The organism is Paenibacillus sp. FSL H7-0357, assembly GCF_000758525.1.
Taxonomy (GTDB): domain Bacteria; phylum Bacillota; class Bacilli; order Paenibacillales; family Paenibacillaceae; genus Paenibacillus_AQ.
The window spans coordinates 250,851-277,258 of sequence record NZ_CP009241.1 but is presented as its reverse complement, the minus strand read 5'-3'; the positions used below and the strand labels follow the sequence as shown (position 1 = coordinate 277,258).

Genomic DNA, 26,408 nt, shown 5'->3' with positions numbered 1-26,408 from the left:
CCTCTCACAAATTTAGAAAACGGCCTGGTCTTTATCGACCTTGCGCACGATCCAGTTCGAGCCCAGGACCAGGAAGAAGCCGACCACCGATTGGTATAAGCCTGCCGCTGCGGACATGCCCAGATTGCCCATATTGATAAGCGCGTTGTATACATAGGTATCAATGACCAGCGTTGTCGGATACAGCGCCCCGGAGTTTAGTGTGGTCTGGTAGAACAGCCCGAAGTCAGAGCGGAAGATGCCGCCGATCGCCAGGATGGTCGTGATGATAATGACCGGCCGGATGAGCGGAATTGTGATATGAAGAATCTGCTTCCACTTGCTGGCGCCGTCGATCAGAGCTGCCTCATAGTATTCGGAATCAATGCCGATGATGGCCGCAAGATAAATGACACAGCCGTAGCCCACACCCTTCCAGAGGTTAATCAATGGCAGAATAAACGGCCAGTATTTCGGCTCCGAATACCAGTTGATTTCATTCAATCCAAACAGGGACAAGACACCTTTATTAATGAAACCGTATTCAACATTCAGAAAGGCGAACACCAGATAACTTACAACGACCATAGATAAAAAATAAGGAAAAAACATTATACTCTGATAAAATTTCGCGGCCAGCTTATTTCTCAGCTCGTTCAGGGCAATCGCAATCGAAACCGCAATGACCAGATTGAGAATAATAAACACGAAATTGTACAGCACCGTGTTTCGGGTAATAATCCATGCGTCCGAGGTCGCGAACAGAAATTTGAAATTATCCATCCCCACCCACGGGCTTCTCAGGATCCCATCAACATAGTTGATATTCTTGAATGCAATGATGATTCCGAACATCGGCAAATAATTGTTGATGAGCAGAAAGATCAAACCGGGCAGCAGCATCAGCAGCAGCACCTTATGTTTCAGCAAATGCTTAAATACGGACCCTTTTTTGGCTCCCGGCCGGACCGGTGAGCTTTGTCCAGTGTTGATCGCGCTCCTCTTCTCATGAGTAATCATCACTTCCGCCTCCTGATTCCTTAAGCAGTCTCTCTCTTCCATGACTTAAGTTTAGCCGGAGAGCGGCGGCTTCTAAATAAGGTGATCTATAATAAAAGTTCGAAATCCTACAGTCTTTTGTGTAGAAAAAGAGAGGGCTTGAAAAACCACACATGCAAAAAAGAGCAGCCTACTGGGCCACTCTTTTGTGAATACTGCAAAATAGATATTCTTAAGTGAGTCTGTGAACAGACCACACAATGCCTGAAGATGTGCTGCCCAGATCCAAAGGAACTGTCAACCCATCGGATTCATAGAACAGGCCGATCACATCGCCTGCCGTCAACTCGAATTCTCCTGCCAAGGTTACTGTACCGTTACCTAATATCGTGCGGAGCGACAACACAAGTGCAATGTTTACATTCAGCAGCGGAAATAACCCGCTTACCAAATCTGTTGTTACAGGCGAGGTTCTCCGTACCACAAAGGCCGGATCGACTCCTGCGCCCAAAGCTACCGAAATTGCTGCAGTTGTAGAATAATTGACAGTCGCTTCAATGGAATATCTGCCTGTTGCCGGTATGGTATAGTTTCCTGTAGTTTCATTGAATGTTGGACTATCATAATATGGCGACGCCACAGTCCAGCCTGTGAGCTGGGTACTTGTCGTAACCGAAAGTGCCGGCAGCAACGCCGAGAAGCCTTCAGTTGCAACACCCGCTCCCGTTGCTCCTGTTACACCGGTAGCTCCGGTCTCACCTGTGACTCCTGTTGCTCCAGTTACGCCGGTTGCTCCTGTTACACCAGTCGCTCCCGTTACCCCCGTCGCTCCAGTCTCTCCGGTAACTCCGGTTGCTCCTGTTACCCCTGTCGCTCCAGTCTCTCCGGTGGCTCCGGTCGCTCCCGTTACCCCAGCAGCTCCAGCCTCACCCGTTGCACCAGTCGCACCCGTTGCTCCGGTTACCCCTGTTGCCCCTGTTACGCCAGCAGCTCCAGCCTCACCCGTTGCTCCGGTTGCTCCCGTTACCCCTGTCGCTCCAGTCTCTCCGGTAACACCTGTTGCTCCCGTTACCCCCGTCGCTCCAGTCTCTCCGGTTACTCCGGTCGCTCCAGTCTCACCAGTTACTCCGGTGGCTCCGGTCGCTCCCGTTACCCCAGCAGCTCCAGCTTCACCCGTTGCTCCTGTTACCCCTGTCGCACCTGTTGCTCCAGTCACCCCTGTTGCCCCTGTTACGCCAGCAGCTCCAGCCTCACCAGTTGCTCCGGTTGCTCCCGTTACCCCTGTCGGTCCTGTTACACCAGTCGCTCCAGTCTCTCCGGTAACTCCTGTCGCTCCCGTTGCTCCGGTTACCCCTGTTGCCCCTGTTGCCCCTGTTACGCCAGCTTCTCCAGCCTCACCTGTCGCACCAGTTACCCCGGTGGCTCCGGTCGCTCCCGTTACCCCAGTAGCTCCAGTCACCCCTGTTGCCCCTGTTACGCCAGCTTCTCCAGCCTCACCTGTCGCACCAGTTGCCCCAGTCGCGCCAGTCTCACCCGCGCCCGTTGCTCCTGTTGCGCCGGTAGCTCCGGTTGCTCCTGGTAGCCCTGTCGCTCCAGTCTCTCCGGTAGCTCCAGCCTCACCCGTTGCACCAGTCTCACCGGCACCCGTCGCTCCCGTTGCTCCGGTTACCCCTGTTGCCCCTGTTACGCCGGCTTCTCCAGCCTCACCTGTCGCACCAGTTACCCCGGTAACTCCTGTCGCTCCCGTTGCCCCTGTTACGCCAGCTTCTCCAGCCTCACCTGTCGCACCAGTTGCCCCAGTCGCGCCAGTCTCACCCGCGCCCGTTGCTCCTGTTGCGCCGGTAGCTCCGGTTGTTCCTGGTAGCCCTGTGGCACCCGTTGCCCCAGTCTCGCCAGCGCCCGTTGCTCCTGTTGCACCAGGGGCACCAGTAGCTCCTGTCGCACCGGCAGGCCCGGTCGCTCCGGTTATTCCTGCAAATCCTCCCGACAGCTCAGCGAATACCAGCCGGTGCGCGGTCACTAATTGGCCGGCACTGTTTTTCCCCCACAACGAAACCTGGATCGGATCATCCGCCGGGTTTTCACTTGGGGTAATGAAAATGAATTCAAAAGCATCCAAATCAGCATAGTAGCTAGTAGTTATCACTTGGTTTGCAGCAACGTTGATAGATTCGCTAACATACAGATTCCGCACTCCACCAAGCATGTAATAACCCTGAACAGACACTGTGGAAGCCTGGACATCGCTGCGGTTATCAACTCTGACGGTAACCCGCTGAGTCGGTCTCACACCGCCAACCAAGTTATTTTCTATCGGTCCTGTAGACAATAAAACCATTACTCTACCACTCCTTATAAAATAAGTTTCCCACCCTGACTACCTGCCGCTGCTTCCCCCTTCTCCCAGAAATACGCCGGTCTCGCAGCCCAATAATTTTATGGCTTGGACTATTCAATCCAGCGCATACTGAGTGATTTATATACTAATATTCCGGCCCTCTCCTGACGGTGTGGACGTAAGCTGCACTCTTCATAAACAGGGCTTGGCATTCCGCCGAAACAGGTGTCCGTCCAAAGCCGCCTATAAGGACTTCCGGCGCTGCCGGTTGAAACCACAAAGAGACTGTTCCGCAGCCCCAGTCGGCTTTAGCACAGTCTCTTATCGCAATACAGCACATTTTCAGTTCACATACATTCCGGCCTGCTGTGTACTCTGTCAGCAGCTTACTCTATCCATCCTAATCCTCACTTAACAGATTCTCCAGACTGTCACCCTTCAGCGGATCTTTAGGGTTGAACTCGGGATAAATATACTCCTCATGCTTAAAAGAATACCCGGTAGCCGCGATATCCAGCATCCGGTTCAGCCGCTGCGTCTCGCTGCGCAGCGCCTCTTTCAGCTCCTTCTCCCCGGAGAGGATCTGCAGGTACAGCTGCATCCGCGGACGGTCGCCCGAGTCCCGCGGTTCGATCGAAACCGTATTCGGATCATATTGGTCCATGATTTGCGGGGAGAGCGGATATATTGAATCTTCTGCGGTAGGATAAAATTCCGAGAAATGCCCCAGCCCCGGAGCCATGTTGGGGAGCTCCAGAATGCCGTCAACCACCGGCAGCGCCAGTGCCTGCTTGAATAAAATCGTCAAAAACTCCTTCGATTGCAGAAATTCCCAGACCTTCACCGCCGCCTCACGGTTAGAAGCTGCACTGTTCACAACGAGCGGAGAATGTGGAATCATCATCAAAGCTCCGGCCCCCTTTTGGGCTGCTGATGTTACCGGCGGCAAAGCCACTGCCCAGTCATCCTTTGGCATATATTCCTGCAATTTCACATAATCTTTGCTCGTTACATACATCATCCCGATATTGCCATCGGCGAACTGCCGCAAGGCACTGTTGCGCTTCAGCAGGGTTTCTCCCGGATACAGGCTGCCCTGTGCCTTCATATCCAGCAGCATCTGCAGCCATGGGGCATAACCGCTCAGATCATAACGGCCGGTGCGGTAATTATAAAGATAAGTCCCGCTGTAGGTACTTGACATCTCAAGTCCCGTCTGCAGACTATACTGGCTGTCTCCCGCCGGGAGGCCAAATCCGTATTTATTAACGCCGACCCCAGCCTGGCTGATCTTCCCGGCGAACCGCTCCATATCCGCAAACGTAACGGGCGGCTGCTCCGGATCAAGACCGGCATTGCGGAACAGCTGCTTGTTGTAAATCAACCGTACCGTCTCAATACTGGAGGGCATAAAATAAATACCGCCCTTATACAGCGAACTGTCCGCAAAGTCTCTCGCCCAAACCGGGAACCTGTCTAAATCGCCGGGATTCAGAAAAGAAGATAATTCGGCCAGATACCCCTTCTCCACATACGTTGCCAGCCAGCCATTATCGACGCTGAACACATCCGGCCCTTGGCCTGATGTCATCAGCATGTTCAGTGTATCCCCATAGACATCCGTTGAAAGATTCATGATTATAATCTCAATATGGTCCGGATTACTCTTATTGTATTGATGGATCGCATTCTTCACTTCCAGGTTCTCCGTCCAGTCATATAGTGCAATTCTGATCTGGGTAACCGGGACTGCCTCAGGCGCAGGCTCGGAAGCGAAATCAACCAGCAGCGGACGGTCATAAGCGATGGCATAGGCCACAAGCCCGCAAAGGACCAAGGCAATTCCAAGGAAGAGGATTCGTTTCACCGTGCACCTCCTGCGTTGACATCAAGACTTATCGCGTTTTACAATGGATACCAACTATTGGGTTAAACTCGTTCAGTATTTAATATATTCCAATAATATCCGTTAAATGGCAAGCAAAGAATATTCACAGGGCCAGAGGAGGATTCAAATGAAAAAACTATTTGATACTCTTTCCAAAACCCTCTTCCTGTACAATTTCAGCATCCGCAGCCGGCTCATCCTCTACTTTCTCTTCCTTGTCCTTCTCCCGACTACGATCATCTCCATTACCGTTTACAATAAATCGGCGGATATCATCACCCGAAATGTCAATACATCGATTGAGAACAATCTTAATCTTGTACAGGATAATCTGGCACAGCGCTTCGAGAGCGCCAACAATTCCATGGTCTCCCTTTACCTCAATACCGAATTCGCAGATTTGATCTCTTCCAACCGGCCTACCGACAGCACCGGCATTATCAATGAGTTGGCTGCCCTGAACAAAATGCTGGAGAACTTCCCTGCAAACGGGACCTCGGGAAGCAGCTTTGTCCCTATGCTGTATATGCTGAACCGCCCGGAATATACCCAATACAACTTCTCCAGACGGGTCTTTAATATCGACCAGATTTCACTGAAGCCATGGTATCTCGGCATACCGGCCAGATCCGATTTCACCGTCGTCGGCCTAAGCTCACTGGACTCCCGGTTTACGCTTAAATTCGCCAAGCGTCTGTTTGGCATACGGCATGCCCAGCTGCCTTATGTCGGGCTGCTCACCATCGATATTCCCGTGACAGAATTCGGCACACTGCTGGAGCACTACAAGCCAACGACGGGCAGCAGGATTTATATTGCAGACCAGACTGGAACCATTGCCATCAGCCCCGAGGAGACCCTGATCGGGCAGAACATCAGCACACAGGATTATTACGGAAAAATGGCTGCCGAACCCGCAGACCCCGGCATCTTTCATTCCTTCGATCATGTGATTCAGGGCGAAAATATGCTCGTGAGCTACAAAAAAATAAAAGCCACCGGCTGGACCATTCTTTCCATCTCGCCCATAAGCGAACTGAATGGAGAATTGGCCTCGTTCCGGCGGGTGATGTATGTCGTTATCGGCATATGCATGCTGGTATCCCTGATGATGGCTCTGCTGCTGTCGGAGAATATCTCTGCTCCTATACGCAAATTTATCCAGTCAATGTCACATGCCGAAAGCGGTAATTTCAACATCATTATCCGCTACCGGCGCAAGGACGAATTTTCCTATCTGTTCAACCGTTATAACAAGCTGCTGCAGCAAATCAAGGCACTGATCGACAAGCTCTATGTCACTGAGCTGCGCAAGAAAGAAGCCGAACTAAAAACATTGCAGGCCCAGATCAATCCCCATTTTCTTTATAACACCCTGGATTCGATCAACTGGCTGGCCATCAATCATGATGTCCCCGAGATCAGCCATATGGTGACCTCCTTATCCGACTTCTTCAGGTACAGCCTCAGCAAGGGGAGGAACATCATCCCGCTGCGGGATGAACTGAAGCAGGTGGAGAGCTATCTGGAAATCCAGCAATTCCGCTTTCAGGATAAGCTCGCCTATGAGCTGGAGAAAGCCGACCCCCGGCTGCTGGAGGAATGCCTCGTAGTGAAGCTGAGTATCCAGCCGCTCGTAGAAAATGCGATTATTCACGGGATCCAGCAGCGGCGGGGGAAAGGTACAATCCGCATAAGGGTGGACTCTTTACATGATGTCCTTTGCATATCAGTTTTTGACGATGGCGTAGGGGCGGACCCGGAGAGGCTGAACCAGCTGCTTACCGATCAGCAAGGCAACCAGTCTTATGGCATCCGCAATGTGCATATGAGAATCCAGCAGTTTTTTGGCGAGTCCTACGGCATCCGTTATTATGCCAACACCGAAGATCAGGCAGGCCTACTGGCTATGATCCGGTTTCCGGTCGTTACTACTTGGGATGAGGTGATTGAAGATGTTGACGATGATCATAGCGGATGACGAGCCGTTTATCCGCCGCAGTCTGATCCACGGGTTCAAGTGGCAGGAGGAGTTCGGTCTTGAGGTCATCGGTGAGGCGGCAGACGGCGAGGAGGCCTATGAATTATGTATGAAGCATACTCCAGATATTCTGTTCACCGATATTATGATGCCCTTTCTGAACGGCCTTCAGGTCGCCGAGAAGCTGAAGGCCGCCGGTTGTCCAACCAAAATCATCATCATCAGCGGCGCGCAGGATTTCTCCTATGCCCAAAGTGCGATGAAGGTTAATGCCGAAGGCTATATTCTAAAGCCGGTTAAACTGGGCGAAGTCAAAGACATCTTTCATAAAGTCATTGCCCGGATTCACCACGAAAGAGATAACCAGCTGAATTTGAATCAGTTGAAGAAGCAGCTGCACGACAATATGCCGCTGATCCGCGAGAAATTCCTGCAGAACCTGATCGCCGGACTATACCGCAATGAAGGGGAGATTTGGGAGAAGATCGACTACTTCGCCCTTCCTTTTAAACGAGAAGACCCACTGACGGTAGGCGTATTACAGCTTGACGATTACGGGGCGGCAGTAGACAAATTCACGGAGGAGTATAAGCAGCTGCTCTATTTCTCCATCCAGAATATTATGAGCGAGTGTCTGAACAGCCACCCCTGCGGAATCGGCTTTGTAGCCAGCGAGAATGAGTTTATTATGATCTTTTGTCCGGGGGAGGAGCCTGCATCAGACTCCATCTCAAGCCTTTGCGAGCAGATTATCGCCAGTATCAAAGAGTATCTGCGTCTTGACGCCTCGATTGGCATCGGCAGAACCTGTATGCTCGCCGGACAAATCGAGAACTCCTATAAAGATGCGCTGGCCGCGCTGGCTTACAAATTTTATACCGGCCATGCCTCCATTCTCCATATCAAGGATATTCAGCCCGATACGGAAACGCTGCAGAGCACTTTTTTTTATAAATTCCATGCCCAGCTAATGAATGAGCTCAAGGCAGGCCATACGGACAAAGTAATGGAGCTGCTGGAAACCCTGTTCACCATGCTTGAAGGGCCCAAGCTGCAAATCGGTTATGTACAGAGCATCTGTGCGGAGATCATCTTTACTTCTGCAAGAGCCCTGTATGAAATTGATGAGGAAATCGAACGGGTGCTGAATGACCGGATTACCATCATGGATACACTCTATATCCAGAAAAATATTGCCGGACTCAAAAGCTATATACTCTCTCTTTTTCATGATCTAAGCGCATATGTGGCAGGCAAAAACACCTCAAAGAACAGCAGAGCCATCAACAAAATCCGGAGTATCGTGCAGGAGGGGTATGCCCAGGAGCTGTCCATCTCCAGGATTGCAGAGGAGGTCTTTCTGACCCCCAACTATATTAGCCTGATCTTCAAAAAAGAAACCGGTGAAACGATCACGGACTACATCACCAAGATCCGTATGAGCAAAGCCAAAGAGCTGCTGCAGACTACAGATCTGAAAGTGATGGAAATTTCCGAAAGGGTAGGCTATGAGAACCCCCATTATTTCAGCACCGTGTTCAAGAAAACCGTGGGCGTCCACCCGCTCAAATACCGGTCCGACCAGGAAGAGACGCCGTAATCCGGCTATTTATAAATATAGGATTTCACACCTATCCTGGAGAAAATGGTGTTTCTGGCACCCTTGTTCTCCGGCGTAGGGACAGCCGCCCTCATCGCTAATCCACTAATATAGGCAAAGTTGGGATGCAGCGCCTCGTCGGTAAAATAAGCAGAAATCCGGCTTCCCGGCACTCTGTGCCGGTTGAGTGCGGCAATCATTTGCGCCGAGCTTTTGATGCCCAGCCCATGCCCGTAGTAGCGGTCATCCCCAAGCATGATCGCATTCTCCCCCTGCCATTCCGGCTTATCCGGGTTATGGTCGGGATTCTTGAAATAGACCACATCTCCCGGCAGCATATCAGACTTCTCGAAGGTAGTAATCATCTGCAGATTGCTGTCATAATTCCAGTCCCACAGGAAGATGTCTCCGAAATGCCGGTCAAAGGCGGCGTCCCCGATCGCCCCGATCGTCGCTTTATAAAGAATCATCACCATAGCCATCGCGCATTCGAATGCATAGAGAGATCCGTTCTCAAAAATATCATTGATTGCCGCCGAGGGTGCGACACCTTCCTTCAACTGAAATCCGCCGTTGTCCGTACGGGTCCAATACCTTGGATTGCAGCGGGAGTTCTTAAAGTTGGAAAAGTCAGTTCCGCCGTCATTCATGGATTCCGCCGCCGCGATAATTCCCGCCCGCATGCTCCGTTCAAAAGACGGATCTCCGGGTCCATATCCAATCCCCATTCTGCACTGCCCCTTTCATCTTAAGTTCACAAAATATAGGTTATTGTACGTGTCGGGACATCGGTTGGTGCGGGGCAGCTGAAAATTATCGAGATAAACTTCAGGCACTTTATTCGGAGCTGCCGGCTTCCTCCAGAAACCAGCGGTTCACCCGTGCGGTCTCTTCGGTCAGAATATCCAGATAGATGGAGGTCCGGTAATCGGTCTCCTTGAGGCTTTTGCCCGTAATCTCGGCGATCCGGTTCAGCCGGTACATTAATGTGTTGGTATGGATATGCAGAAATGCGGCAGACGCCTTCAGATTGCCGTTCAACGACAAGTAGACGGCGATCGTTTTGAGAAAATCGCTTTTGTGTTCACGGTCATGCTCCTTCAGCGGATACAGCAGTGCACTTCGGCGGGTCATGCTGCGTTTCTGCTCCATAATGGCCGGAATATACGCCCAGAAGCCGATTTCCTCATACAGCAGCAGCTCGCGGGCATGATAGGGCAGCAGCTTTTTAAGCTCCAGAATGGACAGTGCCTCCCGGTAGGCGACAGCTGCCGAGGTATATTCCCGGTATCCCGGACTGCAGCCTGCCGCTAGCGTACAGCTTTCGCTTTTGCCCATATCGCGGATCAGCTTGTGCACGAATGAAGCCAGCCTCTCTGTCCCTTCTACCGGAAAAAGAAACGAAAACAAAATAATCAGCCGGTTCTGCTCCGCCGTCAAAAACAGCAGGCGCTGCCCGGCATAGGTGTCCATCATCTGGCGAAACCTCAGCAGAAAATGCTCGTCGATCACCCGGTTGCTCTCCAGCACACCAATATAATAGCTTTCCGGCAACAGGATCGACCCGTTCTCCGCTTCCTGACGGATGCGCGGCTCATTTTCATAGTGCGAGGTCAGCAGCTTCCAGAAGAAATCTTCATGTGTCTTGTCCTGCTTCATCTTCCATCCGCGCTGCTTCAGCAGATAACGCCCGGCGATGCCGGCAGCCTTCTCCACGATGCTCTCCGCATGGCCTGAGGCCAGATTGCCCCGGTCCACAACCCAGATATAACCGAGAATTTCCTGCTGGTGTTTGATGCACATAGCAAGCCGGGGCCCCAGCCCAACCTCCATAACCGCCGGAATACGGATAGGATGTGCGGCGTTCTCCAGCTGATGCATCACGCCTTTTTTCCGGAGGCCAATAATGACTGTGTTCGGAACACGTTTGCCGATAATGGTGGAGATGCGGGCCGGGTCGCTTTCAAACTCATGGGAGCTGTAGCCGATGACATGGTGGTTGCTGTCTTCAATCGTTACCTGGGACTGAAGGGATTCGCTGAGGGTATCCGCCAGGGATTCCATGCTGTCAAAAAAACGGTCAAATATTGGCTCTGAATCTGTCATATTCCCACCCCAACCTGAAGAATAGCCGAATTTTCGCTATAGAGTGATTACATTATAGTACTCCGGGCAGCGGCTGACTATAGGGTGATGAAAGAAAACCTAACATGTCCTAAAGTAAATGATGAGCGTATCGCTAACTCCCCTCAAATTCTTGATTTCCTGCCCAAACCCGGCAACAAAAACAGCCCGGAAATTTCACCGGACTGCTTAAGATTAACCTTCTGCTCTTTTTTCGGTTCTATATACTAGATCAGAGTGAACTCTTGTTCTAATGCTTTCTCTACCGTAAAGTACTCTTCCCCGAGGGCTTCCGCCACGGCCTGGCAGGTGATCTTTCCATTGGCCACGTTGACACCGCTCTTCAGGCCGGCATCGTCCTCAATCGCCTGGAATACCCCTTTATTGGCAATTTGCAGCGCATAAGGAACTGTAACATTGGTTAATGCAATCGTTGAGGTTTTGGCTACAGCGCCCGGCATATTTGCTACCGAATAGTGCAGTACGCCATATTTCTCAAATACCGGATTATCATGTGTGGTGACCCGGTCGATGGTTTCAACGATACCGCCTTGGTCAATCGCCACGTCAACAATGACCGAGCCCACCTTCATCGACTTTACCATTTCTTCAGTGACCAGCTTCGGAGCTTTCGCACCCGGGATCAGCACTGCGCCAACCAGCAGGTCCGCTTCAGCAACCGCCTTGGCAATGTTGTAAGGATTGGAGATTAGCGTATTAATCTGTGCGCCGAAGATATCGTCCAGCTGGCGGAGTCTGTCCGCGCTGAGGTCAACAATCGTCACTTCCGCGCCCAGGCCAATCGCCATTTTGGCTGCGTTTGTGCCGACTACCCCACCGCCGATAATGCTGACCTTGCCTCTGCTGACGCCGGGAACACCAGATAGCAGAATGCCTTGTCCGCCGTAGTTCTTTTGCAGAAATTGTGCTCCGAGCTGCACGGACATCCGTCCGGCCACTTCACTCATTGGCGTAAGCAGCGGCAAGGTGCGCTCATGGACAACTGTCTCATAGCCGATGGCGAAGACGCCTCTATCTTTCAATGCGGCGGCGAGGGACGGTTCCGGGGCAAGGTGCAAATAAGTGAAAAGGATGAGGCCCGGGCGGAAGTAGCCATATTCGCTTTCCAGCGGTTCTTTCACCTTCATCACCATCTCGGCGGCTGCCCATACGGCAGAAGCTTCGGTGATCAGCTCCGCTCCGGCGGAAGCATATTCTTCATTCAGAAATCCGCTGCCTGCTCCAGCTCCGGCTTCCACCAGCACTTTATGTCCTTCGGCTACCAGGCTGACTACTCCGGCAGGGGTAATGGCTACGCGGTTCTCATTGTTTTTAATCTCTTTGGGTACACCAATAATCATCTTTAATCGCTCCCATCTTATGCGTTTCTCTTATGTAAAGAATTATAACATCTGATTTCTTAAGACAATTTGGTGAAAAATAAAAACTTTATCTGCCATGATTGTGTTTTTACACAATGGAGGTGATGGACACCCGTTGATCATTTTACCAAAGCATTGGTGTATATAGCAAACCGGGGAATACCGCGCACAAAAAAAGACACCAGCTCAGGTGTCTTTCGTACTGAATTATTTTGATAAGAAGATGGGTAACATGCCGGTCATAGGATGGATTTAAGAGAAATCCAAATTTAATGTTATGTTTAATGACATTAGTTACTTAGATAATACAGCCAGTACCGTTTCCAGTACAACATTCACTCCTTTTTCGCAATCTTCATAGGAGGTAAGCTCTTCTTCGCAGTGGCTTTTCCCGTTCACGCTGGGCACAAAAATCATTGCCGATGGCAGAAATCCGGCCACAAACTGCGCGTCATGCCCTGCTCCGCTGGCCATCTTTTTACTGCTGTAACCCAGCCTCGATGCTGCCTGCTGAGTCAAAGCGCAGATCTCCGGATCGAACCACACGGTATCGCGTCCCCATAGCTTGGTCTTGGACACCGAACACTCCAGCAGCTCTTCGGGCAGGCCGCCTATAATATGCTCAACCTCACGAACAATATCCATATCCTTATGTCTAGCCTCGACGGTAAAAATCACCTTATTAGGAATGACCGTATGAATATTAGGCAGCACGTTCATTCTGCCCATCGTATAGACTAGCTCCGAATCCAGCACACCCAGCTTGCTCCGCAGCTCCGCAATCAGGTCGGTGGCGGCAAACAAGGCATCCTTGCGCATATCCATCGGCGTAGTTCCGGCGTGATCCGATTCACCCGTCACTTCAATCTCATAGCAGGCCATGCCTACGACACAGTCGACCAGGCCAATGGCGAGATTTTCTCTCTCCAGCACAGGTCCCTGCTCGATATGCAGCTCCAAATATGCAGCCGCTTCCTTGATCCGGTTCGCAGCCTCTCCCGCATAGCTGCTCGCTTCCAATGCCTCTCCGAAGGTCACCCCCTCCGGGTCCTTTTTCTTCAGCATTTCCGTCTTGCCGAACTTCCCGGACAATACGCCGGAGGCCATCATCGAAGGCTCAAAGCGTGCACCCTCCTCATTGGTGAAATTCATCACCGTCACCGGCAGCCGGGGCTTGATGCCATGGTCAACCAGGGTCCGCACCACTTCCAGGCCGGCTATGACGCCAAGCACACCATCGAAGCGGCCGCCCTTCTTGACCGTGTCCAGATGCGAGCCAATCACCACAGGCGGCCCCGCTTCCGTTCCTGCGAGCGTGGCGTACATGTTGCCCATATCATCCACTTTGACCGACATACCCAGCTCTTCACAACACGCAGCGAAGTAATTCCGCACCTTCACATCCTGCTCCGACAACGACAACCGGGTAACTCCGTTACTGTCCGTACGCCCAAAATCGGCAAAGGCCTCAATCGTATCCTTCAATCTCTCACCGTTCACGAATATTTGCTTAAGCTGCATGGGCCTATCCCTCCATTTTGAACGCATACTTATACAGATTCATTGCTTTCTATATATGTTATACCATTGCGTCAGATTGTCATTTTACACACTGTAATAATTATTTTTCTGAATTGTTCACGATGTGTTACAACGCCGCTAAGGAAGTCTGTTAGAATATGAGCTGTCAGCAAGGAAGACGGGCTGGCCAACCATTGTGAAAGGGGAGTAATCTTATGAACACCATTTTGCGCAGCGGCTCAGCACAGGCTGAGATCAGTACCCTCGGAGCGGAGCTTGTCAGCTTCACCAGAAAAGACACAGGCACTGAATATATATGGAGCGGCGATGCCGCCTATTGGACAGGCCGTTCTCCGGTGTTGTTCCCGATTATCGGAGCTGTCCGGAACGGAGAGATCAAGGTTGGTGGACAAGTGTATAAGCTTGCCAACCACGGCTTTGCCAGACGCAGCGAATTTACAGTCGTTGAAGCGGACGAGTCCCGTGCGGTCTTCCTTCTCACCAGCAGCGAGCATACCCTGTCCAGCTATCCGTTTCAGTTCAACCTGTATATTACATACACGCTGAACGATAGCACTCTTAAGCTGGATTACCGGGTGGAGAACATTGATGGAGGCAACATTTCCTTCCAGCTCGGCACACATCCTGCATTCAACTGCCCGCTGGATCAGAACGGAAGCCTCAGCGACTATGTGCTCGAGTTCTCCGAGGCCGAAAACCTCGACCGGGAGTTCCTGAATGACGCCGGACTTCGGATCAGCGGTAAATCGGAGCCTGTGCTGAGGGAAGAGCGCAGCCTTCCATTATCCCATGAAATGTTCAAGGACGGCGCGCTTATTTTCCAGAATGTGACCTCCCGGCAGATCTCGCTGAAAAGCAGACTTACCGGAAAAAGCGTTGCTGTATCCTTCGAAGGCTTCCCGGATCTCGGCATCTGGCAGCCGCTGAATGCACCTTTTGTCTGCATCGAGCCTTGGCAGGGATTCGCAGACAGGGATGTCTTCGAAGGCGAGCTTTCGGAAAAAGAAGGCATTGTCACCCTGTCGCCAGGAGAACATTTCGCCAGCTCCCTGACGATAGAAATTAATTAATACCCGCATGCTTCATAACACCTTTCCGTATTTTCAGCAAGAAATAGAAGGATAATTTATAGCGTGAAGCATATAAATTCTATATTTTAAAAAAAGAAGGCCGTTAGCCCATGATGGGCTACGGCCTTCTTCGTACTTACATGTTTTTATTGACTAAGCGTTTCTCCACCTTCAATCCACACAGTGAACGTGTGGTTATTGGAGGCTTCCTCAATTTCAGTATAAGCCCAGTGTGTCGTTGGTACGTCAGGCCAGCTTGGTGTGGTGACACCGTATAACGGTCCGCGTCCGAACAGACGATTGACAACCTTTACGGCTTCAGCGCGTGTCAGGCTGCCGGTTGGACGGTACGTACCGTCCTCATAGCCATTGAGAATACCAGCCTTGTTTGCGGCCTCAATTTCTCTGGCGGCCCAGTGGCTAGCCGTATCCTTGAATCCGCCGGATGTAATAGCCGTAGTGTCCAGCTTCTTGTATCTCGATGCAACGGCAGCTATTTCTCCGCGGCTGATAGGGGCATCCGGAAGGAATAGGCCTTTATCGTTACCCTGCATCAACCCTGCCTCCTTGACGAATTGAATCGCACCCTTCGCCCAGTGACTGTCCTTCACATCCGGGTAAGTGGAAGCAGCCGGCGCAGCGGCGTCATAGCCAAGGTTTCTCGCCAGAATCGCGGCCATTTCCGCACGGGTAATGGAATGGTTCGGCTTGAAGGTTCCATCTGTAAAGCCGTTGATGAAGGCTTTGTGTTGGTTCAGCTGCTGCTGTTGCTGCTGCGCTGCCTCTGTTGCCGCCAAATACTGCTCCCAGCCTTCCATGTTCAGAATGGTGAAGGTACTGAATTTGTTCACCTCGAACTGCAAGCCAAGTTCGCCGGATTTGTAATCAACAACCTTTGCCTTCTTCAGTTCCTTGTCGCCATCACTATGCTCGATAAAGATGACCAGATTGGACAGGAAGTCTTCTCTTTCCGAGAGATTGGCTGGCAGCTGCACGTCACGCAGAGGGAGCGTTAATGTAACCGGTCTGCTCTGCATATTAGTCTCGATTGTCATCGGACGGGCGACGACATCAATTTGTTTGTCAGCTGCTATTTCTCTGACAATCCGCTCGATTCTTGCCCGGTCTTCAACCTCTTTGCGCAACGTCTGGTCTTTAATCGGTACTACATGGAAATATAGATCTTCAGTGAAATTATCCAGTGATAATTGTGATATGAGAATTCTTACGTTCTCCGTGAAGATCTCCATGTTCACATTGGAGCCGCCGAGCGTCTTAATCGCATCTTTAGGAACATTTACATTAATATCCGCAACCTGATCCTTCTCATCAGGGATCATGATCCGGGCCGTATTATCCAAGGATCCGGCAATTTTCCGGACAACCTCCTCTACCCGATCCGTGGTGAAGTTGACTACATCATGCAGGATTCCACTTGAATCCCGCGTGCGTTGGATAACCGTTTCAGCCAGCACAGAACCTTGGCCCAGTTGTCCTGATTCTACCTTCACGGTTATCCGCTCTGTCGACGCTGTCGCAATTGGTGCGACAGGTACCGCCGGTTCAGCTGTTGGCGTGGCCGGTGTTGGCGTAGCCGTTGGTTCTGCCGTTGGTTCTGCCGTTGGTTCTACCGTTGGCGTGGCCGTCGGTTCTGCCGTTGGCGTAGCTGTCGGTTCTGCCGTTGGCGTTGCCGTTGGTTCTGCCGTTGGCGTAGCCGTTGGTTCTGCCGTTGGCGTAGCTGTCGGTTCTACCGTTGGCGTCGCCGTCGGTTCTACCGTTGGCGTTGCTATCGGTTCTGCCGTTGGCGTAGCTGTCGGCTCTGCCGTTGGCGTTGCTGTCGGTTCTGCCGTTGGCGTTGCTGTTGGTTCTGCCGTTGGCGTGGCCGTCGGTTCTGCCGTTGGCGTCGCCGTCGGTTCTGCCGTTGGCGTCGCCGTCGGTTCTGCCGTTGGTGTTGGTGTAGCTACAGGCTGGGCCTTAACAACTTTAACTGTGTATATCTTTACAGTCCCATCCTCAGCAGTGACCTGAATATCAAATACGTTGTCCCCTTCAATCAGATTATCTAGAGAGGCCCCGTCTCTTCCAGTGATTTGGCTTTTCGCCTTTCCATCAGCCACTATCGGACTCAGGACGATGGAGTTCACATCATTTCCTACCTCTACCGTATAATCGGAAACGGCAGGATCAAAAGCCGGGTCCAAAGCTCCGACATCTACACTAATACTCCCTAAAGTAGCATCGGACGAACGTGATTGTCGGGTGATTTCCACCGTGTACACACTTTCTGTCTTTCCATCCTGTGCTGTAACCTTCAGGTTTACGATGTTCAGCCCTTCCACCAGCGAAATAGGCATCGGACTATCTACCGTGACACCATTTACGGTTATCTGTGCATTCATATCCCCTTTGGCAGCATCCAGTTCAACCCGATCCACTTCATAGGGTACCGACAAGAAGTACTTGAAGACTTCAGCGGAGAACTGGGGATTCAGAGCTTCTGTTCCTCTTGCAGAGCTGACGGTCAAATCAGTAAGAGAGGAATCCTTCGGCAGAACGGCACGATTCACAGTAACGGAATAGGTTTTTTTAGTGCTGGCATCACCAGCCGTAACCTCTACTGTAATTTGATTCGTGCCCTCATCCAGTGCTACGCGGTCGCCTGTTACGCCGATAGAGGTTCCATTCTTCTTCAAGATGTAGGTTGCCAGCTCATTATTAGTCCTAATTAAAAAATCGACGTCACTTACATTGTTGTCCACATTGACTGAATAATCACTGATGCCTGCCTGGAAAACCGGTGTTAATTCGCCAGGGAAAATCGTCATATTCAGCAGAGTTGCATCTTTACTTGGATTTCGCACCAGATTAATGGTGTATACCTGCATGCTTCCGTCTTGAGCCGTGACCTTAACTTCAATAACATTCAAGCCTGTGGTCAGAGGCACAGCGTTCAGGTCTTCGATCCAAACCCCATTCACAAATACGGAGGTGCTTGCATTTGCATCATCAACAACTGCACTTAGCTTAGCTACAGAAACTTCATCCTCGACCGTGCCGCTATAATTGAAAGTACCCGGAACGGATGTAAGGGTGATCGCATTATCCGATAAGTCAGTCATCGTCAACTCGAGCAAATTCGCATTTGACGAAGCTGCACGGACGATAGTTACCGTGTATTCCTTGGTAGTCACTTTATCAGCGGCCGTAACAACTACTGTAACTACATTTTCTCCTACATTCAAAGGAATAGGCACTCCCCCTGCCGACTCCAGCCCATTGATGGTATAGGTTGCCTGTTCATCACTTGTAATTGCTGCAACTGCCATGCTGGTAACATTGTTCGGCACATACTCATAATAGGTTGAAGTTCCGCGGTCGAAACCTCCCGATAATGTTTTGCCGGACAAAGTGATATTGGTCAAATCCGCATCGGAGGAAGCTTCACGGACAATCGTCAATACATAATTCTTTGACGTTATCCCATCCTGAGCCCTGACCAAAATATTAAATTCGTTGACACCAACCTGTAGATTTACCAGTCTTGGCTGAGCATTCGCCGCTACATTTCCACTCAGGCTGACCTCTGCGTTTGCATCCTCAGGAGTAGGAGTAATCGTAAGCTGAGAGATACTGTTAGCCACGGTCACACCATATCCGGTTTGATTTTTGTCAAAAGAAGGATCGACTATTCCTTCTGAAAGGACCAAGCTGGATAGATCGGCATTGGAAGAAGCCTTTCTGATAATATTTACGAGGGTTGTTTTTACACGGACACCGCTCTGTGAAGTAACCACGATCTCAACCGTGTTCAAACCAACATTTAAGTTCTTAGTATAGGCAGTATCATCGATATGAATATTGCCGTCCACTACGAGGCTTGCCGCAGCATCCAAAAGCTTCGGAGTAAGCTCCAGCGAGGACACCTCATTAGCAACCTCAACCGAATACCCCGTCTCATTGTTATTAAAGGCAGACGACAACGTTCCCGAAGAGACGGTCAATCCCGAAAGATCTGCCACATCCGAAGGTGCACGCAGAATAACCAGACTGTAAGACTTCTTCGTCACTCCATCCTGTGCCGTTACCTCGATCAAGTACTTGTTATTTCCTGCTGCAAGACCCGTAATGAGAAAAGGCGTACCGCTCGGATGATCCATGCCATTCACCTTAATGCTTGCACCTAATGCGGCTGTCGGAGTAAATTCCGCAGTCGTTACTGCGTTTGCGACTTCCATTGTGTAGTCCGCCTGATTGGTATCGAAGACTGGCGACGGTCCGCCCGGCGAAGCGGTCAGATTAGTCAGAGAAGCATCCCCCAACAGCTTTCTCACAATCACAACGTCATAGGTTTTCTTTGTTTTCCCGTCCTCTGACGTTACTACAACGGAAATCAGATTCTTCCCGTAGGCCAAGCTGACATTCCCAGTGGCATCAACAGATTCCGTAGAACCAATAGCTCCACCGTTTAATGTCGCTGTAGAGAACAGATTCGACTTTTTCACGTCCACTTTAACCGAACTTACATCATTTTCGACGGTAGCGGTATAGTTGGACGTATTACTGCTGTAGCTTGGGGACAGCGCAATGGCTTGTCCGCCGCTGGACAAGGCCAGTCCATTCACCGCAGCCAGATTGGCATCATTTCCCGGATAACGGATGATATCAAGCTGATATTCCTTGAAATTGGATGAGAATTTATCGGCTACTTTAATCTTTATGGGCTTATATACACCCACAGTCAGGCCGCTGACAGTAAACGTAGGGTAGGAGCCCGTTACCGTGACGCCAGATCCATTGTCTGCGTACGCTGTTACATTTACATCAGCGGGATTCACCGCTCCTACATTTATATCGATACTGTTGTTCGGACTGCTTCCACTTTTGTTGGGAACATGCACTTTATTGTAGATAATCCCCCGGTTAAAAGCAGGTGCCATCACACCCACAGAGGGCGAAATGAATTTAAGATCAAATTTCCCGGCCACAACACTCAACAAAAAGCTGCTGTTGCTTGAAGTAGTTCCATCGTTTACTGTGACTTTGATGGTGGAGGTGCCTGTCATGTTTGCTGCCGGAGTAAGATGGATACTTCTTTCCGGGCCTTCCCCTGAAAAGGTAATATTGCCATTCGTCAAAAGGGCCGTATTCGACGAGACCGCAGAAAGCGTCAGCATGTCGCCGTCATCCACATCGGTCACTTTAAACGGCTTGGATACAGGGGTATTCACCGGTGTTACCACGTTGGTGTTGAACCCTGTGTCGGACTGCCATCTGCCACTTACGATGCTGCCATTTCTTGCTCCCGTGGAGGAATCCTTGGCGACCGCTCCATCACTTGGATTATTGAATTTGTAGTTGGCCATCAGACCCGCTTCAGATCCGCTCAGACTGGTGTTCATCTGACTTTCAATCTCCGCCTGGGTCTTTGCCTTATTCCATATCCGGTAGTCTCTCATGCCCCCCGTATAATTGGCATCCTGGGACCATGTACTCTCACCTATATAGTTATAAGCTCTCGGCAGATTGGAATTCTGCGCCTTGGCTTTAGCCATGTCCGTCAGATCCATAAATCCGCTGCCTTTCAGAATCCCGTTCCAGTAAATATAAGCCTTTTTCTCCACATGATTATATACGGCGGCCACATGGACCCATTGATTCAAGGGCAATCGCTCCGTTGTCCGCACCAGGTAAGCTTTAACTCTGGTACCCTTTTGCGGCAACGCTTCAAGTGCTATTCTCCCTGTATTTCCTTCAAACGTAAAATGCAAATTAAAGTTATCAGGACCGTGAGAGGTATCAAAGATACGCCCCCATGACGGAGCACTGCTGGCGTTCACCCACGTTTCAATCGTGAGGGAATTAGCATATATGTCCAGATCCGGAAGGGTTACGTATCCCCTTCCGTCAAAATCAAGGTAATCATTGCCCCCAGACTCGGAAATATAAGGAGTATCGTTAACAGGCAGCACTTTGACCTGCGCGGTTTCCTCAAATTCCCCAAAAGCCGATTCTTTTCCTGTATAGGCCTCATTCACATTTACATAGTTTGGAGGATTTCCGCTGGATTCCGCTGGAATCAACCAGTCGCGGTACTTGATGCCTACAGTTCCGTTCCAATCCTTCTTCGGAACAAACCGGATCATTACACCGCTGCCTAACACAACAATCTTGCCCGGATCAGGAGCTACAATCGACAGCCATACGCCCGAGTTGTTTTTGTACTGCCATTGCCCGTTGGTGTTATCCACCTCGGTGATGCCAACTCCGCTTTGATTTAAATCTGAAATGTTTTTCCCCGCAGGTTCCAGCGTGTCCTCGAGAATGGTATCCAGCGGTATTGAAGTCTGTGCCTGAGCAACATAGGGTATACCGTAAAAATTGCTAATGATCAGGATGACAACCAAAGCCATGATCAAGTGTTTTGATCCTCTTTTTATTCCCACAAATTCAGCCCCATTTTTCTAAGATGTCCTTGCTGTTCAACTATGTCTGTTCTGCCCTCCCTGGCTTTGTCTGGAAAACGCTTATAATCTAATATATCGGAATTTTAGGTAGCGCTGATTATGTCGAATTTATAGAATTTATTGTTAATTTCAAAATAATTGTTACTGCTCCATGGTGGTCAATAAGTAAACTAAAGTAGTATATACAACCTTTCTCTGCCAATAGTAAGCTTAAGTTAGCTTATAATCCCAAGATTATTATGATTAATATAGATGGGAGAATCGGATAAGGGAGTGGAGTATATGCAAGGATTGTCAGTGGCTATCTGCACGAGGAACCGGGTACAGGACCTGACACGGTGCATTCATTCTATAACTAAACAAAGCATAGGCCGGACGTATCCTATAGAGGTCATTATCATTGATGACGGAGAGATTCCCGAAGGAACCCTCAAGGGGTTCGAAGCCTTATTGGCCGGTTGCGGTTATCCCCTTTTGTACCACAGCAAAACTGAACGGGGATTATGGCTGTCCCGAATCAAGGCGGTGGAGCTGTCTACTATGGACAAGATCCTCTTCCTTGATGACGACGTCGAAATCCCCGATCATTATCTGGCCACTTTAATCCAAACCTACCTCGACCATCCGAACTGCGCAGGTGTCGGCGGGGTCGCCATCGGGATGCGCAACAGCTTCCTCGGCACGATCCGCTGTCTGCTCTCCTTCCAGCAATCTCTATCGAGCGGCAAGCTTTCCTTAAGCGGCCAGGCCGGCTCCATGTACAATTGGCATAAGGCACGGAAGATCTTCAAGACAGAGTTCCAGCACGGCTGCAACATGTCCTTCAAGAAAGAGGCCATTCAAGACCTCAAACCCGTCCCCTGGCTCCAAAGCTACAGCGTCGGTGAAGACATTCTTATGTCCCGGATCGCGCAAGGTTCCGGCCCCCTTTATATCAATCCCGAACTTAAACTTCTGCATCATGAGTCCCCGGCCTCCAGAGACAATCTTGAGAATGTAGCTTATATGAGAGTGCTGAACCATGTGCATTTGCTCAAGGATAAACGTTCGGGACCTGTCGGTTATCTCGCCCTGGTCTGGACGACGCTCTATCTGATTTTGCGGGAACAGCCCAAGAAGAATACAGCTGCCATCAGCGGCTACAAAAAAGGGCTGAGAGAAATATTTTCCAGGCAAACCGCCGGTTAATCCATCAAACCTCAGGAAGGGAGTGGCCGCATGAGTGTGAGCATTGTAGTGCCCATGTACAATTTAGAACGTTATTTAACACCTCTGCTGCTCTCACTCCTGGAACAGAGCGGGAAGAGGTTCGAGCTGATTATGGTCGATGACGGCTCAACAGACCGGACGTATGAGGTGGCCGCTGACTTCCTGGAGAAGCATCCTGATCTGCGTTCGAAGCTGATCCGCACTCCCAATTCCGGAGTGAGCGCCGCAAGAAACACCGGTTTGGCCTCAGCTACAGGAGATTACGTGCTGTTCCTGGACGGAGACGATTACGCCGACAGCAGCCTGGTGCTGAGTATTGAGGGCGCCACGCGGACCACGGATCCCGATGTGGTCTGCTGGGGCTACAACCTCGTCCGGGAGGATCAGTCGACAATTGTAAGCTTCACTTCCGGTCAGTCCGACACTACGGGAAGCGAGGCGCTGCAGAATATTTTTGTACACAAAAGCCTGAGAATCTGGACCGGAAGCATTGCCTTCAAGCGGAGCTTTCTCCTGGAGAACGACATCCGCTACACGGAGCGCTGTGTGAACGGAGAGGATCAGGAATTTATCTATAAAGCCTTATCCAGAGCGTCCCGGGTGATCTCGATCCCCGACGTATTATCCTATTATGTGCAAAGGACGTCATCCATTACAGGCACGTATAATGTGAACAAATTTGATGTCGTCGCTGCCTTCAAGCGGGTGGATGAATACTTCAAAGCCCATCCCTTCAGTGAGGCCAGCACCATCTCGGAGCTCCTCCTGACCCGGGAGATGACGGAGAACTACTTTTACAATCTCAAGACCTGCCTGAACGGCACCTCGGGAATCCGCATGCGTGACCTGCTTCATGACATTGAGAAGACCTACCCTCATTTGAACCACGAGATGCTGCTCATTATGAAACGCTACAGCGGGGATGACAGACAGCTCGCTTTTAGAATCAAAGCCTTCTTAATTTCCCCGCCTTTATATGCGCGGTTGATCCACATGGACAGAAGCTGGCTCCAGTTCAAACATAAGCTCAAAACCATGATCACCAGAAAGGAAATTAAGATATGAAGAAGATGATGATAAGCGCATATACAGAATTCAATTTGGGCGATGATTTGTTTATCAAGGTACTCTGCGAACGGTATCCGGATACCCGGTTTATGATCATCGCTCCCCGTCTATACAAGCTGGTATTCAAGGACATCAAGAACCTCAAGGTCTACGCTTCGGACTCCGTCCTGTTCCGGGGAATTAATTATGTCTTCAGAAAATTAAAGCTGCATAACAACTTTCTGCAGAGATTTCTGGGTGATCAGTCAGATGGAACCGTACATATCGGCGGGTCTATTTTTATGCAGGGAGAACACTGGGCGGAATATGTGGCGAACGCGGAAGCCATGCGCAACAAGAGCAAGCCGTATTATTTGATGGGCGCCAATTTCGGTCCCTTTACGGATGATGAGTATTACCAGGTGCACCGGCGGATTTTTCCGGAATATACCGACGTCTCTTTCAGAGAGCAATACTCCTATGATTTATTTAAGGATTTGGGCAATGTCCGAATGGCTCCGGATATTATCTTCCAGCTGAAATATAACGCAAACGAAACCTCATCCGGACAAAAACCTCCAGCGGGCCAAACGATTGCGATTTCGGTGATTAAGCCGTCGTCCAAGAACTTAAGCGGTTTTGACAACCTCTATTATGAAAAAATGAATGATGTTGCAATCTATTTCATCAAGCAGGGTTATGCCGTGCATTTCATGTCATTTTGCCAGCATGAAGGCGACCAGGAAGCCATTGGGCAGATTATCGGTCTGATTCCGGCAGAATTTCAGGAGCAGACCCATGTTCACCTCTATAAAACAAACATAGATGACATCCTCGCCGCGCTGGCAGGTGCCAGCTGTATTGTCGCTTCCAGGTTCCATGCGATGATTCTGGGCTGGGTGTTTGACAAGCCTGTGTTCCCGGTGGCCTACAGCAGCAAGATGGTCAATGTCATGCAGGATGCCTATTTTACCGGAAAATACACCGATTTCGCCCATTTGGCCGAGCTTACGCCGGAAGAGGTGTATGACAGCATGGCCACTAACCGGCTTGACGTGACGCTGCAGGCAAATCAGGCAGAAAAGCATTTTGAACAATTGGACGCTTATCTGTCACCGGCACCGTTGATGGAAGGGAGAAGAAGCTATGAAAGCTAAACGGAGTCTGCTGAACCTCGGCTTTGGCCTTACCAGCCAGGTGATCACAATTATTCTCGGCTTCTTCATTCCAAGACTGATTATGGTCAACTACGGCTCCGAAGCCAATGGTCTCATTGCATCCATCGTGCAGATCATCAGTTACTTCGCCCTGCTTGAAGCCGGGGTCGGTGCAGCTTCGCTGCAGGCTCTGTATAAGCCGATAGCCAACAATGACCGGGGTCATATCAATTCGATTCTCGCGGCAACCTCCAGCTATTATAAAAAAACGGGAATGTACTATTTTATCTCCGTCGTATTGCTTGCAGTCATTTATCCGCTGGTCATCCACTCGGAGATCAACAAAGTGAGCATCATGGCGATTATTTTATTCTCGGGTCTGGGCGGAGCCATCAACTATTACTTCCAGGGCAAATTCAGAATTCTGCTGATCGCCGAGGGTAAAAGCTATGTGGAGACGTCCATCGTCACCATCGCAAATATTCTGAACAATGTCGTGCGGATCATCCTGCTGCTGCAGGGCGTGAACATCATTGCCGTGCAGGCTTCGTTCTTCGTGCTCACCCTGCTGCAGATCGTCGCCTTCTATTTCTATTCGAAGAAATATTATAAGTGGATCGACCTCAGCCACAAGCCGGATTTTGCAGCCATTGGCCAGAAGAATTCGGTTATGGTGCATGAGATTTCCTATCTCATCTTCCGCAATACGGACGTGTTGATTCTGACTATATTTACGAACCTGAAGATCGTCAGCATCTACGTGATGTACAACATGATCTTCACCATTGTCGACAATATCGTCCAGACGGTCAACGGAAGCATAAAGGCCGCCTTGGGCCAAAGCTACCATGAGGGCAAAGAGGCCTTCGTGAAGTTCTATGATGCTTACGAGGTCTATTTCATGGGTCTCATCTTTGCCATTCTGACCGTTGTCTATATCATCATCCTGCCGTTCATGAAACTGTACACGGCCGGCGTCAACGATGTGAACTATATTAATGCCTGGCTGCCGGTTCTATTCGTGGTGATTAAATTGTTGACCAATGCCCGCACCACCTCCAACAATATCATTACGATTGCCGGACATTTCAGAAACACCCAGTTCCGCTCTATTATGGAGTCGGCGATCAATCTGGGGGCTTCGATCATTTTCGTCATCTTCTTCGGAATTTATGGCGTGCTGATGGGCACCATCGCCGCGCTGCTGTACCGTTCCATTGATATTGTTGTCTATGCCAGCCGGGTATTGCTGGAGCGCAGTCCATGGATCACTTTCCGCAGATGGCTGACCAACGTTGCGGTCTTCGCTGCCATCGTTTTTGTCACCACCAAGCTCAACCTCAGCATTACCTCATACACCGGTGTGATTCTGTGGGCCGTGCTGCTCGGCATCATCATCCTGCCCATCTATTTCCTGGTCGGATCGCTGATGGAACGCGAGGTATTCCTTTATACCTGGGGTTATCTCAAAGGCTTCCGTACGAAGCTCAAGCTGAAGCGTAAAGTTACGGCCGGGCAGGCTTAAGCAGAGTGGAATGTATGAGCTGTGTGATGTGTGATGTGTGGGGGCGCGCAGGATGCGGGAGTTGCGTAAGATGAGCGCTAATTTACTGAATGCCACGCTTTAA

General features: G+C 50.4%; 15 protein-coding genes. 7 read left to right on the top strand and 8 right to left on the bottom strand.

Going from position 1 to position 26,408, the window contains the following annotated elements; translation table 11 throughout:
* Window positions 1-12: 12 nt before the first annotated feature.
* From H70357_RS01295 to H70357_RS01285, 3 genes are all read right to left on the bottom strand, one after another.
* The gene (locus H70357_RS01295; RefSeq protein WP_038584853.1) at window positions 13-999 is read right to left on the bottom strand and encodes an ABC transporter permease; all 987 of its coding nucleotides are present in this window, start codon (window positions 997-999) and stop codon (window positions 13-15) included.
* Between the two features lie 211 nt (window positions 1,000-1,210).
* Window positions 1,211-3,316: a collagen-like triple helix repeat-containing protein gene (locus H70357_RS01290; RefSeq protein WP_052091747.1), complete on the bottom strand. Its 2,106-nt coding sequence runs from the start codon at window positions 3,314-3,316 to the stop codon at window positions 1,211-1,213.
* Window positions 3,317-3,716: 400 nt separating this feature from the next.
* Entirely contained in the window at window positions 3,717-5,183 is a 1,467-nt protein-coding gene (locus tag H70357_RS01285; protein WP_038584851.1) for an ABC transporter substrate-binding protein, read from the bottom strand.
* Between the two features lie 148 nt (window positions 5,184-5,331).
* Here H70357_RS01285 and H70357_RS01280 point away from each other — a divergent pair, with 148 nt between their 5' ends.
* Both H70357_RS01280 and H70357_RS01275 read left to right on the top strand, forming a co-directional pair.
* Window positions 5,332-7,185: a cache domain-containing sensor histidine kinase gene (locus H70357_RS01280; protein WP_038584849.1), complete on the top strand. Its 1,854-nt coding sequence runs from the start codon at window positions 5,332-5,334 to the stop codon at window positions 7,183-7,185.
* Window positions 7,160-8,785: a response regulator gene (locus H70357_RS01275; protein WP_038584848.1), complete on the top strand. Its 1,626-nt coding sequence runs from the start codon at window positions 7,160-7,162 to the stop codon at window positions 8,783-8,785. The genes H70357_RS01280 and H70357_RS01275 overlap by 26 nt, the downstream gene beginning before the upstream one ends.
* A gap of 5 nt (window positions 8,786-8,790) precedes the next feature.
* On the opposite strand, the gene H70357_RS01270 is transcribed toward H70357_RS01275, so the two are convergent.
* The 4 genes from H70357_RS01270 to H70357_RS01255 form a co-directional block, all read right to left on the bottom strand.
* A complete protein-coding gene (locus tag H70357_RS01270; RefSeq protein WP_038584845.1) occupies window positions 8,791-9,513 on the bottom strand; it encodes a hypothetical protein in 723 nt (240 codons plus the stop codon).
* Between the two features lie 109 nt (window positions 9,514-9,622).
* On the bottom strand, window positions 9,623-10,891 hold the full coding sequence (locus tag H70357_RS01265; RefSeq protein WP_052091746.1) for a PucR family transcriptional regulator: 1,269 nt from the start codon (window positions 10,889-10,891) through the stop codon (window positions 9,623-9,625).
* A gap of 245 nt (window positions 10,892-11,136) precedes the next feature.
* Window positions 11,137-12,270, bottom strand: a complete 1,134-nt coding sequence (gene ald / locus H70357_RS01260; protein ID WP_038584844.1) for an alanine dehydrogenase — start codon at window positions 12,268-12,270, stop codon at window positions 11,137-11,139.
* 315 nt (window positions 12,271-12,585) lie between these two features.
* Complete coding sequence (locus tag H70357_RS01255) at window positions 12,586-13,812, bottom strand: Zn-dependent hydrolase (RefSeq protein ID WP_038584842.1); 1,227 nt, start codon at window positions 13,810-13,812, stop codon at window positions 12,586-12,588.
* Window positions 13,813-14,027: 215 nt separating this feature from the next.
* Here H70357_RS01255 and H70357_RS01250 point away from each other — a divergent pair, with 215 nt between their 5' ends.
* Entirely contained in the window at window positions 14,028-14,903 is an 876-nt protein-coding gene (locus tag H70357_RS01250; RefSeq protein ID WP_038584839.1) for an aldose 1-epimerase family protein, read from the top strand.
* Between the two features lie 146 nt (window positions 14,904-15,049).
* On the opposite strand, the gene H70357_RS01245 is transcribed toward H70357_RS01250, so the two are convergent.
* Window positions 15,050-21,313, bottom strand: a complete 6,264-nt coding sequence (locus H70357_RS01245; RefSeq protein ID WP_231578446.1) for a cadherin-like beta sandwich domain-containing protein — start codon at window positions 21,311-21,313, stop codon at window positions 15,050-15,052.
* Between the two features lie 336 nt (window positions 21,314-21,649).
* Here H70357_RS01245 and H70357_RS01240 point away from each other — a divergent pair, with 336 nt between their 5' ends.
* From H70357_RS01240 to H70357_RS01225, 4 genes are read left to right on the top strand one after another with little or no spacing between them, the layout of a single operon-like run.
* The gene (locus tag H70357_RS01240) at window positions 21,650-22,555 is read left to right on the top strand and encodes a glycosyltransferase family A protein (protein ID WP_038584833.1); all 906 of its coding nucleotides are present in this window, start codon (window positions 21,650-21,652) and stop codon (window positions 22,553-22,555) included.
* Window positions 22,556-22,585: 30 nt separating this feature from the next.
* Complete coding sequence (locus tag H70357_RS01235; RefSeq protein ID WP_038584831.1) at window positions 22,586-23,641, top strand: glycosyltransferase family 2 protein; 1,056 nt, start codon at window positions 22,586-22,588, stop codon at window positions 23,639-23,641.
* Complete coding sequence (locus tag H70357_RS01230; RefSeq protein WP_038584828.1) at window positions 23,638-24,780, top strand: polysaccharide pyruvyl transferase family protein; 1,143 nt, start codon at window positions 23,638-23,640, stop codon at window positions 24,778-24,780. Before H70357_RS01235 ends, H70357_RS01230 begins: the two co-directional genes overlap by 4 nt.
* Complete coding sequence (locus tag H70357_RS01225) at window positions 24,770-26,305, top strand: lipopolysaccharide biosynthesis protein (protein WP_038584826.1); 1,536 nt, start codon at window positions 24,770-24,772, stop codon at window positions 26,303-26,305. Before H70357_RS01230 ends, H70357_RS01225 begins: the two co-directional genes overlap by 11 nt.
* The last annotated feature ends 103 nt before the right edge of the window (window positions 26,306-26,408 follow it).

Coding starts and splice junctions, on each gene's coding strand:
- H70357_RS01255 (WP_038584842.1), bottom strand. CDS start 13,812: ATGCAGCTTAAGCAAATATTCGTGAACGGTGAGAGATTGAAGGATACG.
- H70357_RS01265 (WP_052091746.1), bottom strand. CDS start 10,891: ATGACAGATTCAGAGCCAATATTTGACCGTTTTTTTGACAGCATGGAA.
- H70357_RS01280 (WP_038584849.1), top strand. CDS start 5,332: ATGAAAAAACTATTTGATACTCTTTCCAAAACCCTCTTCCTGTACAAT.
- H70357_RS01250 (WP_038584839.1), top strand. CDS start 14,028: ATGAACACCATTTTGCGCAGCGGCTCAGCACAGGCTGAGATCAGTACC.
- H70357_RS01225 (WP_038584826.1), top strand. CDS start 24,770: ATGAAAGCTAAACGGAGTCTGCTGAACCTCGGCTTTGGCCTTACCAGC.
- H70357_RS01290 (WP_052091747.1), bottom strand. CDS start 3,316: ATGGTTTTATTGTCTACAGGACCGATAGAAAATAACTTGGTTGGCGGT.
- H70357_RS01295 (WP_038584853.1), bottom strand. CDS start 999: ATGATTACTCATGAGAAGAGGAGCGCGATCAACACTGGACAAAGCTCA.
- H70357_RS01270 (WP_038584845.1), bottom strand. CDS start 9,513: ATGGGGATTGGATATGGACCCGGAGATCCGTCTTTTGAACGGAGCATG.
- H70357_RS01230 (WP_038584828.1), top strand. CDS start 23,638: ATGAAGAAGATGATGATAAGCGCATATACAGAATTCAATTTGGGCGAT.
- H70357_RS01240 (WP_038584833.1), top strand. CDS start 21,650: ATGCAAGGATTGTCAGTGGCTATCTGCACGAGGAACCGGGTACAGGAC.
- H70357_RS01235 (WP_038584831.1), top strand. CDS start 22,586: ATGAGTGTGAGCATTGTAGTGCCCATGTACAATTTAGAACGTTATTTA.
- H70357_RS01275 (WP_038584848.1), top strand. CDS start 7,160: ATGTTGACGATGATCATAGCGGATGACGAGCCGTTTATCCGCCGCAGT.
- H70357_RS01245 (WP_231578446.1), bottom strand. CDS start 21,313: ATGGCTTTGGTTGTCATCCTGATCATTAGCAATTTTTACGGTATACCC.
- ald (WP_038584844.1), bottom strand. CDS start 12,270: ATGATTATTGGTGTACCCAAAGAGATTAAAAACAATGAGAACCGCGTA.